Here is a 15,852-nt window from a genome sequence, read left to right as displayed (position 1 = left end):
CTGGTCCCTCCCGTCCCACCGGTATGGACAAACAGCGATTCACCCTCGCCGTCCTGGCCGTCCTGCCGCTCGTCATGGCGTGCGGCAGCGACACGGGCGGCGACACAGGCGGCGTCTCCGCGGCCTCCGGGGTGCCGGGCGTCCACTGGAAGGTCGACAGCGTCACCGTGGACGGCACCACCCGGCACGTTCCCGCCGAGGCCGACGCAGACCTCCGTATCGGCAAGGACGGCACCGCCGAGGGCCACTACGCCTGCAACCAGTTCAGCGCGAAGGCCGCCTTCACCGACCACCACGTCGAGCTCACCCACGCCCGCCAGACACTGATGGCCTGCGAGCCGAACCGCATGGCCTTCGAGCGGGCCCTCGCCGCCACCCTCACCGACGACTCCCTGACGGTCGAGACCAAGGGCGACCGGCTGACGCTCACCACCCACGACGGCGACCGCGTGCAGCTGACCAAGGAACAGGACGCCCCGCTTCACGGGACGAAGTGGACGATCACCTCGCTCGGCGAGAACGGCACCACAGCGAACCTGCCGCAGCAGTCCAAGGGGACCGCATACCTCACCTTCGACAAGAAATCGGGCAAGGTGACAGGCCGCCTCGGATGCAATCACGTCACCGCGAAGGCCACGGTCCGCGACGGCCGTATCGCGCTGGGGCCGGCGTCCACCACCCGAATGATGTGCGACGCCTCACTCATGCACACCGAGAAGAGCCTCCTGCGCCTCTTCGACGGCACGGCAACCTACGAGTTGGATCACCGGACCCTCACGCTGACCAGCGAAAACGGAGAAAGCGCCGAAGCGGTCGCCGCACGGTGATCCACTGACGGCCCGCATCCCCAATTCGGACCAGTGGTCGATCTCGCCTACACTCGGTGCCGTGCCACGTGGTGACGGTCGACTCAATCATGATCTGCTCCCCGGTGAGAAAGGCCCCCAGGACGCCTGCGGCGTCTTCGGAGTCTGGGCTCCGGGCGAAGAGGTCGCCAAGCTCACTTACTTCGGGCTCTACGCCCTCCAGCATCGAGGCCAGGAATCCGCGGGAATCGCGGTCAGCAACGGCTCGCAGATCCTCGTCTTCAAGGACATGGGCCTGGTCTCCCAGGTCTTCGACGAGACCTCCCTCGGTTCGCTCCAGGGTCATATCGCGGTCGGTCACGCCCGCTACTCGACCACCGGCGCCTCCGTGTGGGAGAACGCGCAGCCCACGTTCCGTGCCACCGGGCACGGCTCCATCGCGCTCGGCCACAACGGCAACCTGGTCAACACCGCCCAGCTCGCCGAGATGGTCGCCGACCTCCCGAAGAAGGAGGGCGGCCGCACCCCGCGCGTCGCGGCCACCAACGACACCGACCTCCTGACGGCCCTGCTCGCCGCCCAGGAGGACGAGGACGGCAACCCGCTGACCATCGAGGAGGCCGCCCACACGGTCCTGCCGAAGGTCAAGGGCGCCTTCAGCCTCGTCTTCATGGACGAGCACACCCTCTACGCCGCCCGCGACCCGCAGGGCATCCGCCCGCTGGTCCTCGGCCGCCTGGAGCGCGGCTGGGTCGTCGCCTCCGAGACCGCCGCCCTCGACATCTGCGGCGCCTCCTTCGTCCGCGAGATCGAACCGGGCGAGTTCGTCGCCATCGACGAGAACGGTCTGCGCACCTCACGATTCGCAGAAGCGAAGCCCAAGGGCTGTGTCTTCGAGTACGTGTACCTGGCCCGCCCCGACACCGACATCGCCGGCCGGAACGTCTACCTCTCCCGCGTGGAGATGGGCCGCAAGCTCGCCAAGGAAGCCCCCGTCGAGGCCGACCTGGTCATAGCGACCCCGGAGTCCGGCACCCCCGCGGCCGTCGGCTACGCGGAGGCCTCCGGCATCCCCTTCGGCAACGGCCTGGTCAAGAACGCCTACGTCGGGCGAACCTTCATCCAGCCTTCACAGACCATCCGCCAACTCGGCATCCGGCTGAAGCTGAACCCGCTGAAGGAAGTCATCAAGGGCAAGCGGCTGGTCGTCGTCGACGATTCCATCGTCCGCGGCAACACCCAGCGCGCCCTGGTCCGCATGCTCCGCGAGGCTGGCGCCGCCGAGGTCCACATCCGGATCTCGTCCCCGCCCGTGAAGTGGCCCTGCTTCTTCGGCATCGACTTCGCCACCCGCGCCGAGCTGATCGCCAACGGCATGACGATCGACGAGATCGGCACCTCGCTCGGCGCCGACTCCCTGGCCTACATCTCCATCGACGGCATGATCGAGGCGACCACGATCGCCAAGCCGAACCTGTGCCGCGCCTGCTTCGACGGCGAGTACCCGATGGACCTCCCGGACCCCGAGCTGCTCGGCAAGCAGCTCCTGGAGACCGAACTGGCGGCCGGCCCGGCGGCCACGGCCGCGGCCGACGCGATCCGTCGCCCGTAAAGCCCGTCCCACCTGCAGTACGACACGAAAGTTCTCACTAGCCATGTCTGAGACAACTGGTGCCAGCTACGCAGCCGCGGGCGTCGACATCGAAGCGGGCGACCGCGCCGTGGAACTCATGAAGGAGTGGGTGAAGAAGACGCGGCGCCCCGAGGTCCTCGGCGGCCTCGGCGGCTTCGCCGGCCTCTTCGACGCCTCCGCCCTCAAGCGCTACGAGCGCCCCCTGCTCGCCTCCGCCACCGACGGCGTCGGCACCAAGGTGGACATCGCACGGCAGCTGGGCGTCTACGACACCATCGGCCACGACCTGGTCGCCATGGTCATGGACGACATCGTGGTGTGCGGTGCCGAGCCGCTGTTCATGACCGACTACATCTGCGTCGGCAAGGTCCACCCTGAGCGGGTCGCCGCCATCGTCAAGGGCATCGCCGAAGGCTGCGTACTGGCCGGCTGCGCCCTCGTGGGCGGCGAGACGGCCGAGCACCCGGGTCTGCTGGGCGAGGACGACTTCGACGTCGCCGGCGCCGGTACGGGCGTCGTGGAGGCCGACCGGCTGCTCGGCCCGGATCGCATTCGTACGGGTGACACGGTGATCGCCATGGCCGCGTCCGGGCTTCACTCGAACGGGTACTCCCTCGTCCGGCACGTCCTGCTGAACCAGGGCGGCCTGTCGCTGGACGCGCGGATCGAGGAGTTCGGCCGCACCCTCGGTGAGGAACTGCTGGAGCCCACCAAGATCTACTCGCTGGACTGCCTGGCCCTGACCGGCACCACCGAGGTGCACGCCTTCTCGCACATCACGGGCGGCGGCCTGGCCGCCAACCTGGCGCGCGTGATCCCCGACGGACTGCACGCGATCGTCGACCGCTCCACCTGGACCCCCGCGCCGGTCTTCGACCTCGTCGGCAGGACCGGTCAGGTCGAGGGCCTGGAGCTGGAGAAGACCCTCAACATGGGCGTCGGCATGATCGCGATCGTGCCGCAGGAGTCCACGGACGTCGCCCTGACGACACTGGCCGACCGCGGGGTCGAGGCATGGGTCGCCGGAGAGATCACCGAGCGCGCAGACCACACCACCGGCGCGGCCCTGGTCGGCACGTACGCAGACCAGTAGCGCCGCGGGCCGGCGGTTGCGAGAGCAGCGCAAAACCCGGTCCGACGGTGTGCACCACCAGGGACCGGGTCTAGCGCAGCTGGATCGTCAAGCGCCGCGGCGTTGCGACGCGGGACCGGACTCGTCGTCCTCGTCCTCGTCGTCGTTGTAAAGATCCGCGTACTGGGCGTACGGGTCTTCGTCCTCGTCGTCCTCGAACGGCTCGCCGTTCGGCGGCTGACTCGAAGTCGAAGCGCCCAGCTCACTGGCCAGACGCGACAGGTCAGTCCCGCCGCTGTTGTACTTCAGCTGGCGGGCGACCTTCGTCTGCTTGGCCTTGGCCCGGCCGCGCCCCATGGCTCGACCCCCTCGGTGACGGGGCTCGACGGCCCCAGAGTCTTGACACGCGTTCATGATCTGGAACGGACTCTCAAAGGAGAGACCGGTCCGTAGGGCTTCCACGGTACCTGAGCCCACGCCCATACGGTACGTCGCCCGCAGGACGGGCCCGGCCCCAGGACCCTCGGGGCGCCCTGTCCCCGCTGGTCAACCGCGATTTTAACCACTTCTGAGCGGGCGACCCGCCGACGAACGTGAGAGTTCTCTCTAAGTGTGCGCCGACGGGTACCGGCCAAACCTCCGGGAGGTCAGCGACCGCGCCCGGCGGCCGCCTCGTGCATCCGCTGCTCGGCGATCCGGTCGGCCGCGGCGGCCGGCGGAATCCCGTCTTCCTTCGCACGTGCGAATATGGCCAGCGTGGTGTCGAAGATCTTCGCCGCCTTGGCCTTGCACCGGTCGAAGTCGAAGCCGTGGAGCTCGTCGGCGACCTGGATGACACCGCCGGCGTTCACCACGTAGTCCGGCGCGTAGAGGATCCCGCGGTCGGCGAGGTCCTTCTCGACGCCCGGGTGGGCGAGCTGGTTGTTGGCGGCGCCGCAGACCACCTGGGCGGTGAGCGCCGGCACGGTGTCGTCGTTCAGGGCCCCGCCGAGCGCGCAGGGGGCGTAGATGTCGAGGCCCTCGACGCGGATCAGGGTCGCGGTGTCGGCGACGGCCGTCACACCCGTCGGGTGGGCGGCCACGATCCGGCCCACGGCCTCCTCGCGCACGTCCGTGACGACGACCTCCGCGCCCTCGGAGCGCAGGTGCTCGACCAGATGGCGGCCGACCTTGCCGACGCCCGCGACACCGACCTTGCGGCCGCGCAGCGACGGGTCGCCCCACAGATGCTGGGCGCTGGCCCGCATGCCCTGGTAGACGCCGAACGCGGTCAGGACGGAGGAGTCGCCGGCGCCGCCGTTCTCGGGCGAGCGGCCGGTGGTCCAGCGGCACTCGCGGGCCACGACGTCCATGTCGGCGACATACGTGCCGACGTCGCACGCGGTGACGTAGCGGCCGCCGAGCGAGGCGACGAAGCGGCCGTAGGCGAGGAGCAGTTCCTCGGTCTTGTCCCGCTCCGGATCACCGATGATCACGGCCTTGCCGCCGCCGTGGTCGAGCCCGGCCATGGCGTTCTTGTACGACATCCCGCGCGCGAGGTTGAGGGCGTCGGCGACCGCGTCGGCCTCGCTCGCGTACGGGTAGAAGCGCGTACCGCCGAGGGCGGGGCCCAGGGCGGTGTTGTGGATGGCGATGACGGCCTTGAGGCCACTGGCGCGGTCCTGGCAGAGCACGACTTGCTCATGTCCGCCCTGGTCCGAGTGGAACAGGGTGTGCAGTACATCAGCAGGCGCGCCGGTTACGTCGGTCACTGTGGTGACTCCTGAGTACATAGCGGCGGGTTGACGAGCAGCTCCCGTGAGGATGGCGGGGGCTGTGAGGACGAGATTAGAGCCTGTGAGCCCCGCCATCCGCGCAGTGCTCAGGATCACCTACCGGCGGCGTACGGCCGTGCGACGATTTGCATAGATTTCCCGCTGGTTTGTGAGCGGGTTCCGAAGGTTTTCCCGGTGGTGGGCGGGGGAGGGAGCAGGCGTGCCCAAGGTGTCCTCGGTGATCGTCCCGTATACGACGTACTTGCGCGTGTACGAACCACTGGCCGCCTTCCCCGAACCGGAGCGCGGCCACTGGGCGCGCTACGCCCGGCGGCCCGACCGGCCCTCGTACCAGGACGAACTGCGCCGCTCCCTGGCCGACTTGCTGCCCACACCGCCGATCCCGGTGCCCGTGCACGAGAGCAGCGACGCCTTCGTCGTCGAGGTGGACGGCGTGGTGTGCGTGTGCCCCTGGCGCACCCGGCTGCGCGGCTGGCAGGCCCTCAAGGACCTGCCCGAGGAGCTGCCGAAGCCGGTCCTGGAGGCCGTCCTGCCGGAGGTCGTACGGCGCCAGGCCACCCAGGACTACGAGCGCTGGCTGACCCGCAACCCCGACGCCCGCCCCTGGATCCGCACCTCGACCTGGCAGGTGCCGCTGCACTGGTTCGTGCTGGTCTCCGACGAGGAGCGGCGCTTCGACAAGGGGTCCGGCGAGATCCCCCCGATGCTGCGCTACCGCACCCCGATGGTGCAGGCACGGCGGCGCGTGGCGCGGGCCCTGCGGGCCCTGAAGGACGGCATCGACGAGGGGCCGCTCATCGACGGCCTGGTGGACGTGGGGCGCTGGCTGGAGGAGTTCCATCCGCGCTCGCTGGTGGAGCTGGACTACGGCGGCCTGGTGCACACGCTGCCGGCCGGCGAACTGGAGGACGACCACTCGGCGGCGGACGTGGCCGAGGGCGTCGAGGCGCTCAGGCTGGGCGACGGGTCGGCCGCGGGGGCGGCGTACGCGCGGCTGGTGGAGCGCTGGCGCTCCGTCAGGGACCGGCGCTCCGCGAACTGACGTTTGACGTTTCGCGCGTTTTGGGGTTTTGTCCTGGCACCGAAGTGTGCTCTGCGCCCGCTGAGGTCTTCCCAGCATGGGACGTAGGTCACGATCCGGGCGTTCGACTCAAGTGCCGCTCAATCACTGCCAAGCGTGATGGACCGCACGTACAAGGCTCTTGCGTCTCTTGCCCCTCCTCATGCCAAAATAGGACAAGGAGTCCGGGGAGGGCTCCGTCCGCATTGCTCGCTTTGGGGGGTCTCGTGACTCCTGATCGTCCTGTGACTGATCGTCACAGTGGCGTGACTGTCCGCTATGGCATGGTCCATCGGCTTCCGTCGCTGATGAACAACTGGAGGGGCAATTCCATCGGTTTGGCCGACGCGGCTGGACAGATGGTGTAGTTGTAGTGCCGAGGACAAGCCGTTCGTCCTATAACCGACTCGACTCGCGTCCACCATTTCGGGCAACGCGGGTCAAGGTGCAGAATTTAGAGGAAAGAACCGAGAAGGTTCGGTTCTCCCGAGGAGGCCGCTCATGACCGCTCGCACCCCTGATGCCGAGCCGCTGCTGACCCCGGCTGAGGTCGCCACGATGTTCCGCGTCGACCCCAAGACGGTCACGCGGTGGGCGAAGGCCGGCAAGCTCACGTCGATCCGTACGCTCGGCGGGCATCGCCGCTACCGCGAAGCGGAGGTGCGCGCCTTGCTGGCGGGCATCCCGCAGCAGCGCAGCGAAGCCTGAACAACTCCATAACCGGGCAAAACGGTAGGTCCCCCAACGTGCCGAGGCGCCCGGAACCCTAGCTCCAAGCGACGCGGAGTCTGCCCCAACAGGCTCCACGCCCACATCCTCAGAGCTTTTGAGCACATGACAGGGTGCGTCGTCGATCGCGCTGGACTCCGCCGAGTCCGGCGCGATCTTTTTTGTGCGCCCGACGTGCTGGAACCGCGGTCCTGTGAGCGGGCTTGTCGGACTCTGGGGAGGGCTGTCGGATCTCCTGTCAGAGCGCTGTCGGATCTCCCCCGGGAGGCCTGTGAGCGGGGGCCGCGAGGCACCTCCCGCAGGGTGCAATTGCACATATTAAATTGACCAGTTGTAGGCAGGGTGTAAGTACCGCGCCTTCAGAAACTCATGCGGTGACTCCCGTCACATGACAGAGTCCTTGTCCCTCCAGCCGCACGTGCGCTAGAGGAGCGATGCGTTCCACAGTCCCACGGAGGCGCGGGCGTTGGGAGCAGCCGATGGTCATGCGCCGGCAGGACTTTCGTCCTCCACAGCACCCTCCACGGCCCCTTCACGGGCCTCAGAAGCCCTCTGTGCCGTGTCCATCGCCAGCCGCAGCAGGTGATGGCATATCGGGCAGTGACGAGTCAGATGGCCGTACGACGAAGCAGCCGACAGATGTGCACGGAGCAGGGCCCGAGTCTCATGCCTGACCGTCGCCGCCATGCCCCACCTCCACGGGCCACCCGGGGAAGAGGCCCTGTCTTCTGGGTACCTACGGAACTTGACGCCGTCAAGACGGCACGGGCACCGCGAGGACGCTGACGGGGTGTGGGGGGCTGCAGCGCCGGGAGACACGAAGAAGGGGCGGCGTCTCTCGCGGGGGGCGAGCGAGGGCGACGTGCGGGGTGACTGCGGCTGCGCCGCGGGGAGCGCGGGGGCGGGGCGTGGGAAGGTGGTCGCGGTCTTGCCGGGTGCGGGTCCTTGCGGGTTGCGGCGGTCTTGGCGGGATGTGCTGTGTCTGATGGGGGCTCCTCCGCGGGCGCGGGCGCGGGGTGTGGGTAAACGCCTGCACTCGTGTGAGGTGCGGGTCCTTCGCGTTGCGGCGGTCCTGACGGGATTTGCAGTATCTGATAGCGGCTCCGCCGCGGGCGCGGCCTCTGCTCTGCGGGGCGGTGAGCGCGGGCGCGGGGCGTGACAAAGGGCCCGCACCCTTTGCGGATGCGGGCCCTTCTTGTTGCGGTCCTGACGGGATTTGAACCCGCGGCCTCCACCTTGACAGGGTGGCGAGCACTCCAAACTGCTCCACAGGACCAGGTTTCGCAGGGCCAATGGTGCGTTGCGCTGCGAGAAGAGACTGTACAGGAGGGGGAGCGCCTGGTCGAACTCACCCCGTGTGCACGGGTGGTTACGGAGCGGCCGCGTCGATCGCCTTCACGATCCGCTTGTCGGAGACCGGATACGCCGTACCGAGCGCGTGCGCGAAATAGCTCACCCGGAGCTCCTCGATCATCCACCGGATGTCCAGCACCGCGGCCGGCACCGGCCGCCCCTTCGGCAACTGCTCCAGCAGCCACGCGTACTCGTCCTGCATCTCATGGACCTTCTCCATACGCGTGGTGTCCCGCTGCACATTCGTCGGCATCTGCTGCAACCGCCGGTCCGCCGCGACCAGATACCGCATCAGGTCCCCCAGCCGACCCAACCCCGAAGCCGTCACAAAACCCGGCCTCACAAGAGCGTCCAACTGCCCCCGCACATCCTGCACGTTCGCCAGCAGCACAGGACTGCGCACGGACTTCAAACGGCGCTCACAGGCCTGCCAGGCAGCCAGCACCTGCTGCACCTGACCAACCGCCCGCACCGTCGTGTCCACGATCTCCGCACGCACCTTGTCGAACAGCTTCCGGAACGACTCCTCGTCCCACACCGGCCCCCCGAACTCCCCGATCAACCGATCCGCCGCCGCCATCGCGCAGTCGTCGAACAGAGCCTGGATCGAACCGTGCGGATTGGCCGACAACGCGAGCTTCTGCGCGTTCGTCAGCTTCTCGGACGCGAACTTCGCAGGATTCACCGGGATGTTGCGCAGAATCAGCCGACGCGTGCCCTTCCACATCGCCTCGGCCTGCTCCGCCTCCGTATCGAAGAGACGCACGGACACCGTGTCGCCGTCATCCACCAACGCCGGATACGCCTTCACCGGCTGCCCGGCCCGACGCGTCTCGAAGACCCGGCTGAGCGAACCGATCGTCCAGTCCGTCAGACCCCGACGCTCCAGCGACTCACCACCCTGACGCGAGGCCGAGGCCGCCGCAGCCTGAGACAGAGCCTTGCGCGCCTTCGGCTTCAGACTCAGCTTCAGCGCCTCGAGATCCTTGTCCTCCGCCAGCTTCCGACGCCGCTCGTCAACGATGCGGAACGTGATCCGCAGATGCTCCGGAACCTTCGCCCAGTCGAAGTCGTCCGCCTCGAACGGCACACCGACCATCCGCCTGAGCTCCCGCGCCATCGTCACCGTCAACGGCTCCTGAAGCGGCGACGCCGTCTGAAGGAAACGCTTCGCGAAGTTCGGCGCCGGGACGTAGTTGCGGCGGATCGGCTTCGGCAGTGACCGGATGAGCTCCGTCACCAACTCCTCCCGCAGACCCGGGATCTGCCAGTCGAAGCCCTCGTCCGTCACCTGGTTCAACACCTGCAGCGGAATGTGCACGGTCACACCGTCCGCATCCGCACCCGGCTCGAACTGGTACGTCACCCGGAACTTCAACTGCCCCTGCCGCCACGAGTCCGGATAGTCGGCCTTCGTGACCGCCTCCGCCGACTCCCGGATGAGCATCTCCCGCTCGAAGTCCAGGAACTCCGGCTCCTCATGCCGCTTCCGCTTCCACCACGAGTCGAAATGCGCCCCGGAGACCACATCCTCCGGCACCCTCTGGTCGTAGAAGTCGAAGAGCGTCTCGTCGTCGACCACGATGTCCCGGCGCCGCGCCCGGTGCTCCAGCTCCTCGACCTCGCTGAGCAGCCTGCGATTGTCCGCGAAGAACTTGTGATGCGTACGCCAGTCCCCCTCGACCAGCGCATTGCGGATGAACAGCTCACGGCTGACCTCCGCGTCGACACGGCCGTAGTTGACCTTCCGCTGCGCGATGATCGGAACGCCGTACAGCGTCACCTTCTCGTACGCCATCACCGCCGCCTGATCCTTCTCCCAGTGCGGCTCGCTGTACGTGCGCTTCAGCAGATGCCCCGCGAGCGGCTCCACCCACTCGGGCTCGATCCTCGCGTTGACCCGCGCCCAGAGACGGGAGGTCTCCACCAGCTCCGCGGACATCACGAAGCGCGGCGGCTTCTTGAACAGCGCCGAACCCGGGAAGATCGCGAACTTGGCGTTCCGGGCGCCCAGATACTCGTTCTTCGCGCCGTCCTTCACATCCTTCATGCCGACGTGCGACAACAGACCGGCGAGCAACGACACATGGATACGGTCACCCGGAGCGTCCTCCTCATTGAGGTGGATGCCCATCTGCTTGGCGACCGTACGCAGTTGCGAATAGATGTCCTGCCACTCGCGGATACGCAGGAAGTTGAGGAACTCCTGCTTGCACATCCGCCTAAACGAACTGGAACCCCGCTCCTTCTGCTGCTCCCTGATGTACCGCCACAGATTCAGATACGCCAGGAAGTCACTCGTCTCGTCCTTGAAACGAGCATGCTGCTGATCCGCCTGCGCCTGCTTGTCGGCCGGCCGCTCACGCGGATCCTGAATGGACAAGGCAGCCGCCACGACCATGACCTCACGGACACAGCCGTTCCTGTCCGCCTCCAGAACCATCCGCGCCAGACGCGGATCGACCGGCAGCTGCGCGAGCTTACGACCCGTCTGCGTCAGCCGCTTGCGCACATCCTTCTCCGCCGGATCCAGCGCACCCAGCTCCTGCAGCAACTGCACACCGTCACGGATGTTGCGATGGTCCGGCGGATCGATGAACGGGAACTTCTCGATGTCACCGAGACCCGCCGCGGTCATCTGCAGGATGACGGAGGCGAGGTTGGTACGCAGGATCTCCGCGTCCGTGAACTCCGGGCGGGCCAGGAAGTCGTCCTCGGAGTACAGCCGGATGCACACGCCGTCGCTCGTACGGCCGCAGCGGCCCTTGCGCTGATTGGCACTCGCCTGCGAGATCGGCTCGATCGGCAGCCGCTGCACCTTCGTGCGGTGGCTGTAACGGGAGATACGGGCGAAGCCCGGGTCGATGACGTACTTGATACCCGGAACCGTCAAAGACGTCTCCGCGACGTTCGTTGCCAGAACGATCCTGCGCCCCGTGTGCGGCTGGAAGACGCGATGCTGCTCGGCGTGCGAAAGACGGGCGTACAGAGGCAGGATCTCCGTGAAGCGGTACTGCTTCCTCGTCAGCGCATCCGCCGTGTCCCGGATCTCCCGCTCCCCGGAGAGAAAGACGAGGATGTCACCCTTCCCCTCCGCCATCAGCTCCTCGCACGCATCCGTGATCGCGGTGATCTGATCACGGTCGGCGTCATCGCCGTCCTCCTCCAGAAGAGGGCGATAACGCACCTCCACCGGATACGTCCGCCCGCTGACCTCGACGATCGGCGCATCACCGAAATGCCGGGAGAAACGCTCCGGATCGATGGTCGCGGACGTGATCACGACCTTCAGATCAGGACGCCTGGGCAGCAGCTGCGCGAGATAACCCAACAGGAAATCGATGTTCAGAGACCGCTCATGGGCCTCGTCGATGATGATCGTGTCGTAGGCGCGCAACTCACGGTCGGTCTGGATCTCGGCCAGCAGAATGCCGTCCGTCATCAGCTTGATGAACGTGGAGTCCTGGTTCACCTGATCGGTGAAACGCACCTTCCAGCCGACGGCCTCACCGAGCGGAGTGTCCATCTCCTCCGCCACCCGCTCGGCGACCGTGCGAGCAGCGATACGGCGAGGCTGCGTATGCCCGATCATGCCGCGCACACCCCGGCCCAGCTCCAGACAGATCTTCGGGATCTGCGTCGTCTTGCCGGACCCCGTCTCACCGGCGACGATCACGACCTGATGATCGCGGATGGCGTCGGCGATCTCGTCCTTCTTCTGGCTGACCGGCAACTGCTCCGGATACGAGACAGCCGGCACCCGACCGCGCCGCTCACTCATCCGCCGCTCGGCCTTCGCGACCTCCGCGTCGATCTCGGCCAGAACAGCAGCGCGAGCCTCCGGCTTACGGATCTTGCGCGCACCCTCAAGCCTGCGCCCGAGCCGGTGCGCATCACGCAGCGACAGCTCGGTCAGACGAGGGGCAAGAGTCCCGAAGGCCGGGGCGGCGGGAGCAGGGTGCGTAGACATACGCGATCCAGGATCTCACCTCCAGGAAATCCCTGGCGAACGATTTCCCACGGCCCGCCCCGGACAGCGCCACCGCAGACACGAGCACACCTCGACCGTACGTACGAATGATCACTCGAAGAGGTGATCGAAAGCCGATCGCCAGACCGAACCCACCCCAAGATCTAGATTTTCGTACGTGAAGCTCGTCATCCGCGTGAAACTCCTGCCGACACCCCACCAGGCATCGGCCCTCCAGGCGACCCTGCACACCTGCAACGAAGCCGCCAACCACGCATCCCGACACGCCTTCACCACCGGCATCAAACAGAACCGCGAACTCCGCACACAGATCTACACCCAGATCAAGGAACGCTTCAGCCTCGGCGCCCAAGCCGCCCAACTCGCCATCAAGAAGGCCTGCAACGCATACGCCTCACTACGCGGCAGCCTCAAAGCCGGCCACCTCGGCCGACCCGGCACCAAACGCCACACTCGAGCCACCAGCAAACCCATCACCTTCCGCCCGGACGCCGCCCAGCCCTACGACGACCGCATGTTCTCCTGGCAGACCGAGCAGCGAACCGTATCCATCTGGACCATCCACGGCCGCATGAAACGCATCCCCTACACCGGCCAGGAAGACCAACTGCTCCTCCTCGCCCACCGACGCCAGGGCCAATCCGACCTGCTCCACCACAACGGCCAGTGGTACCTGCTCGCCACCATCGACGTCCCCGAACCCCCACAGAACCTGGCCCCACACGACTTCATCGGCGTCGACCTCGGCATCGAGAACATCGCCACCACCTCGACCGGCAGGCGCCACAGCGGCCGAAAAATCAACCGCACCCGCGAAAACGACCGCCGCCTGTACCGCCGCCTCGCCAAGAAGAAGACCCGCTCCGCCAAACGACGAGCCAAACGCCACGCAGGCAAGCAGGCCCGGCGCACCCGCGACATCAACCACAAGATCAGCAAGCACATCGTGACGGAGGCACAACGCACCGGTCGCGGAATCGCCCTCGAAGACCTGAGCGGCATCCGCGAACGGGCCCGGCTGAAGAAGCCCCAACGCGTCACGATGAACTCCTGGGCCTTCGGGCAGCTCGGCTCCTTCATCGCCTACAAGGCACGCAAGGCCGGCGTCCCCCTGGTGCACGTCAGCCCGGCGTACACCAGCCAGGAATGCTCCCAGTGCCACCACATCGACAGGCGGAACCGGCCCTCCCAGGCCGTGTTCGCGTGCAGGTCCTGCGGCTTCGTTGAGCACGCCGACCTGAATGCGTCCCACGTCATCGGCCGCCGCGGCTGGTGGGTGTGGGTCTGCGGGGCCGAGTCACAGGTCCCTGCCCTGACGCTCGTCGTCCAGGGCTGGATGCGCCGTTCCGCCGAAGCCATCGGCGAGGGCGAGCTGCAAGCCGGGGTGTCTGACCGGCAGCGGACGCGGACGCTCGTACATGGAGCGATGATGCGCAGGGCGTAGATACAACGTAGATACAACAAGGCCCCGATCCGGGGATCGGGGCCTTTGCTGTGGCTGGGGCCGGGGTCGAACCGGCGACCTATCGCTTTTCAGGCGATCGCTCGTACCAACTGAGCTACCCAGCCATGAGATCTTCGAGAAGATCTCTGCGGTCCTGACGGGATTTGAACCCGCGGCCTCCACCTTGACAGGGTGGCGAGCACTCCAAACTGCTCCACAGGACCAAGCTGTTGCGTACGACAGTGTCGCACACGGTGTTGCGTGCCCCCAACGGGATTCGAACCCGTGCTACCGCCTTGAAAGGGCGGCGTCCTAGGCCGCTAGACGATGAGGGCTATCGGCCCGCCTGGGCGCCTCTCAGCGCGTCGGGGACGTGAGAAGCATATGGGATGGCGGGAGGTATCGCCAAAACGGTTTACGGGGTCGAGGGGGAGGTGGAGGCGGCGGGTGTGGCGCCCGGTTGGTTCTCCTTCGGCAGGTGGCGGGTGACCTCGGCCGTCGTCTCGCCCAGGCCGCCGAGCTTGATCGCGTCCCAGGCCTGGAGGAGCCGGGTGTCGCGGTCGAAGTAGAGGATCGAGGCCTCGATCGGTGCCGGGTACTTGTGCTCCAGTGCGCGCAGTCCGCTGCCGCCGGTGGATCCCTCCATGCGCAGCCGGGTTCCGTACTTGAGGATCTCGTCCCCTTCGTGGTGCAGGTGGCCGCAGAGGACCAGGGGTACGTCGCCGTCGACCTCGCGGGCGGCGGAGGGTTCGTGGACCATGGCGACGTCGACGGGTGTGCCGGCGTTCGTCTGGTCGCGCAGGGCCGAGGCGAGCCGGTCGCCCGCCAGTTGTTCGGACTGGTCGGCTCCTGGTGCGTTGGAGCGGTCGGGGGTGAACTGTGGGTCGCCGATGCCGGCGAAGCGCAGTCCGGCGACGGTTTCGGCGCGTCCGTCGTCGAGGACGTGCACGTTCTTCATGTTTTGCAGGTATTTCTGGGTGACCCGGGAGTCGTGGTTGCCGCGGACCCAGACGTAGGGCGCTCCGAGGTCCTTGATGGGGTCCAGGAAGCCGTTCTCGGCGGCTGTGCCGTGGTCCATGGTGTCGCCGGTGTCGACGATCACGTTCACTTTGTACTGGTCAACGAGCGACGCGATGATCTTCCAGCTTGCGGGGTTGAGGTGGATGTCGGAGACGTGCAGGACGCGCACGGTGGAGGGGTCGGGCTGGTAGGCGGGGAGGGTGGAGGTGACGTCGTAGAGCTTGGTCACGTTGGTGACCAGGCGTGCCAGTTCCTTTTGGTAGACGTCGAATTCGGTGACGATGCTGCGGGCGTTGCCGACGAGGGAGGGTGCGGAGGAGAGCAGTCCGGAGTATTTGGGTTCGAGGACGGATTCGGGGTTCCAGGTGGCCCAGGCGGTGGCGCCGGAGGCGATGAGGAGGGCGAGGGCGGTGCCGCCGGCGGCGAGGGCGCGGCGGGGTCGGCGGTGGATGGCGAGGCTGAGGGCTGTGGCGCCGGAGACGACGGCGATGCAGGAGCGTACGGCGAGGTCGAGGGTGCCGTGTTCGACGTCGTGTGCGACTTCGTCCTGGAGTCCGGTGAGGCGTTCGGGGTGGTCGACGAGGGCTTGGGCGCGCGCGGGGTCGAGTTGGTCGACGTTGACGTCGAGGCGTACGGGTGCGTGGTGGCTGTTGAGTTTGAGGGCGCCGAGTGGTGAGACGTTGATCTTTGTGCCGCCGGTGAGGGAGGGCCGCAGGGTCATGGTGGTGTTGACGGGGCCGACGGGTACGCGGACGTTGCCGACGATCAGCAGGCCGAGCCAGGCGCCGAGGAGGACTACGGTGATGAGGCTCAGGGCGCGGAGCCAGGGTGGCTGTTGCGGGGTGAGTTCGAGGGCCGGCTGGGGGCGGTTGCGGTTGCGGCGGTGCCGGATGAGGGCGCGGGGTGTCCTTCGGATCCGGTTGAGTGCGGTCACGGCGGCGGGGACGCGGGCCATTGATCCCGTATGCC

Annotated in this window: 11 protein-coding genes and 4 tRNA genes; 6 read left to right on the top strand and 9 right to left on the bottom strand. The window is 67.4% G+C overall.

Translation table 11 applies throughout. The features are described 5' to 3' along the window. Nucleotides 1-23 precede the first annotated feature (23 nt). The 3 genes from MQN93_RS40515 to purM all read left to right on the top strand — a co-directional run bounded on the left by MQN93_RS40515 (nt 24) and on the right by purM (nt 3,532). Nucleotides 24-827, top strand: coding sequence for an META domain-containing protein (locus tag MQN93_RS40515; RefSeq protein ID WP_242713427.1), 804 nt, complete (start codon nt 24-26; stop codon nt 825-827). A gap of 61 nt (nt 828-888) precedes the next feature. Continuing rightward, on the top strand, nt 889-2,418 hold the full coding sequence (purF, locus tag MQN93_RS40510; protein ID WP_016436883.1) for an amidophosphoribosyltransferase: 1,530 nt from the start codon (nt 889-891) through the stop codon (nt 2,416-2,418). A 43-nt stretch (nt 2,419-2,461) separates the two neighbouring features. Then, a complete protein-coding gene (purM, locus tag MQN93_RS40505; RefSeq protein ID WP_242713426.1) occupies nt 2,462-3,532 on the top strand; it encodes a phosphoribosylformylglycinamidine cyclo-ligase in 1,071 nt (356 codons plus the stop codon). 87 nt (nt 3,533-3,619) lie between these two features. On the opposite strand, the gene MQN93_RS40500 is transcribed toward purM, so the two are convergent. Together MQN93_RS40500 and MQN93_RS40495 are read right to left on the bottom strand one after the other, a co-directional pair. Next, complete coding sequence (locus tag MQN93_RS40500; RefSeq protein WP_016436881.1) at nt 3,620-3,868, bottom strand: DUF3073 domain-containing protein; 249 nt, start codon at nt 3,866-3,868, stop codon at nt 3,620-3,622. 290 nt (nt 3,869-4,158) lie between these two features. After that, nucleotides 4,159-5,262, bottom strand: a complete 1,104-nt coding sequence (locus MQN93_RS40495) for a Leu/Phe/Val dehydrogenase (RefSeq protein ID WP_242713425.1) — start codon at nt 5,260-5,262, stop codon at nt 4,159-4,161. Between the two features lie 223 nt (nt 5,263-5,485). Between MQN93_RS40495 and MQN93_RS40490 the strand changes: the two genes are divergently transcribed. Both MQN93_RS40490 and bldC read left to right on the top strand, forming a co-directional pair. After that, on the top strand, nt 5,486-6,328 hold the full coding sequence (locus MQN93_RS40490) for a DUF8083 family protein (protein ID WP_016436879.1): 843 nt from the start codon (nt 5,486-5,488) through the stop codon (nt 6,326-6,328). Nucleotides 6,329-6,847: 519 nt separating this feature from the next. Further along, nucleotides 6,848-7,054, top strand: a complete 207-nt coding sequence (gene bldC, locus MQN93_RS40485) for a developmental transcriptional regulator BldC (RefSeq protein ID WP_003949541.1) — start codon at nt 6,848-6,850, stop codon at nt 7,052-7,054. Between the two features lie 504 nt (nt 7,055-7,558). On the opposite strand, the gene MQN93_RS40480 is transcribed toward bldC, so the two are convergent. The 3 genes from MQN93_RS40480 to hrpA form a co-directional block, all read right to left on the bottom strand. Continuing rightward, nucleotides 7,559-7,762, bottom strand: coding sequence for a DUF6274 family protein (locus tag MQN93_RS40480; RefSeq protein WP_078516715.1), 204 nt, complete (start codon nt 7,760-7,762; stop codon nt 7,559-7,561). A gap of 514 nt (nt 7,763-8,276) precedes the next feature. Next, nucleotides 8,277-8,351 (bottom strand) — tRNA-Asp (locus MQN93_RS40475). Nucleotides 8,352-8,444: 93 nt separating this feature from the next. Then, nucleotides 8,445-12,398 carry an ATP-dependent RNA helicase HrpA gene (gene hrpA / locus MQN93_RS40470; protein WP_242713424.1) on the bottom strand — a complete coding sequence of 1,318 codons (3,954 nt, stop codon included), beginning with the start codon at nt 12,396-12,398 and terminating at the stop codon, nt 8,445-8,447. Nucleotides 12,399-12,576: 178 nt separating this feature from the next. On the opposite strand from hrpA, the gene MQN93_RS40465 reads away from it, so the two are divergent. Next, entirely contained in the window at nt 12,577-13,863 is a 1,287-nt protein-coding gene (locus MQN93_RS40465; RefSeq protein WP_242713423.1) for an RNA-guided endonuclease InsQ/TnpB family protein, read from the top strand. A 51-nt stretch (nt 13,864-13,914) separates the two neighbouring features. On the opposite strand, the gene MQN93_RS40460 is transcribed toward MQN93_RS40465, so the two are convergent. The 4 genes from MQN93_RS40460 to MQN93_RS40445 all read right to left on the bottom strand — a co-directional run bounded on the left by MQN93_RS40460 (nt 13,915) and on the right by MQN93_RS40445 (nt 15,838). Further along, nucleotides 13,915-13,988 (bottom strand) — tRNA-Phe (locus tag MQN93_RS40460). 24 nt (nt 13,989-14,012) lie between these two features. Beyond that, nucleotides 14,013-14,087, bottom strand: a tRNA-Asp gene (locus MQN93_RS40455). 38 nt (nt 14,088-14,125) lie between these two features. Continuing rightward, nucleotides 14,126-14,198 (bottom strand) — tRNA-Glu (locus MQN93_RS40450). Between the two features lie 80 nt (nt 14,199-14,278). Next, nucleotides 14,279-15,838: a metallophosphoesterase family protein gene (locus MQN93_RS40445; RefSeq protein ID WP_242713422.1), complete on the bottom strand. Its 1,560-nt coding sequence runs from the start codon at nt 15,836-15,838 to the stop codon at nt 14,279-14,281. Nucleotides 15,839-15,852: the final 14 nt, after the last annotated feature.

Origin of the sequence: Streptomyces spinosisporus (genome assembly GCF_022698145.1) — a bacterium.
Taxonomy (GTDB): domain Bacteria; phylum Actinomycetota; class Actinomycetes; order Streptomycetales; family Streptomycetaceae; genus Streptomyces; species Streptomyces spinosisporus.
Note: the sequence above shows the minus strand (reverse complement) of the source record. Positions and strands in the feature narration are given on the sequence as shown.

Coding starts and splice junctions, on each gene's coding strand:
- MQN93_RS40515 (WP_242713427.1), top strand. CDS start 24: ATGGACAAACAGCGATTCACCCTCGCCGTCCTGGCCGTCCTGCCGCTC.
- purM (WP_242713426.1), top strand. CDS start 2,462: ATGTCTGAGACAACTGGTGCCAGCTACGCAGCCGCGGGCGTCGACATC.
- MQN93_RS40500 (WP_016436881.1), bottom strand. CDS start 3,868: ATGGGGCGCGGCCGGGCCAAGGCCAAGCAGACGAAGGTCGCCCGCCAG.
- bldC (WP_003949541.1), top strand. CDS start 6,848: ATGACCGCTCGCACCCCTGATGCCGAGCCGCTGCTGACCCCGGCTGAG.
- MQN93_RS40480 (WP_078516715.1), bottom strand. CDS start 7,762: ATGGCGGCGACGGTCAGGCATGAGACTCGGGCCCTGCTCCGTGCACAT.
- hrpA (WP_242713424.1), bottom strand. CDS start 12,398: ATGTCTACGCACCCTGCTCCCGCCGCCCCGGCCTTCGGGACTCTTGCC.
- MQN93_RS40445 (WP_242713422.1), bottom strand. CDS start 15,838: ATGGCCCGCGTCCCCGCCGCCGTGACCGCACTCAACCGGATCCGAAGG.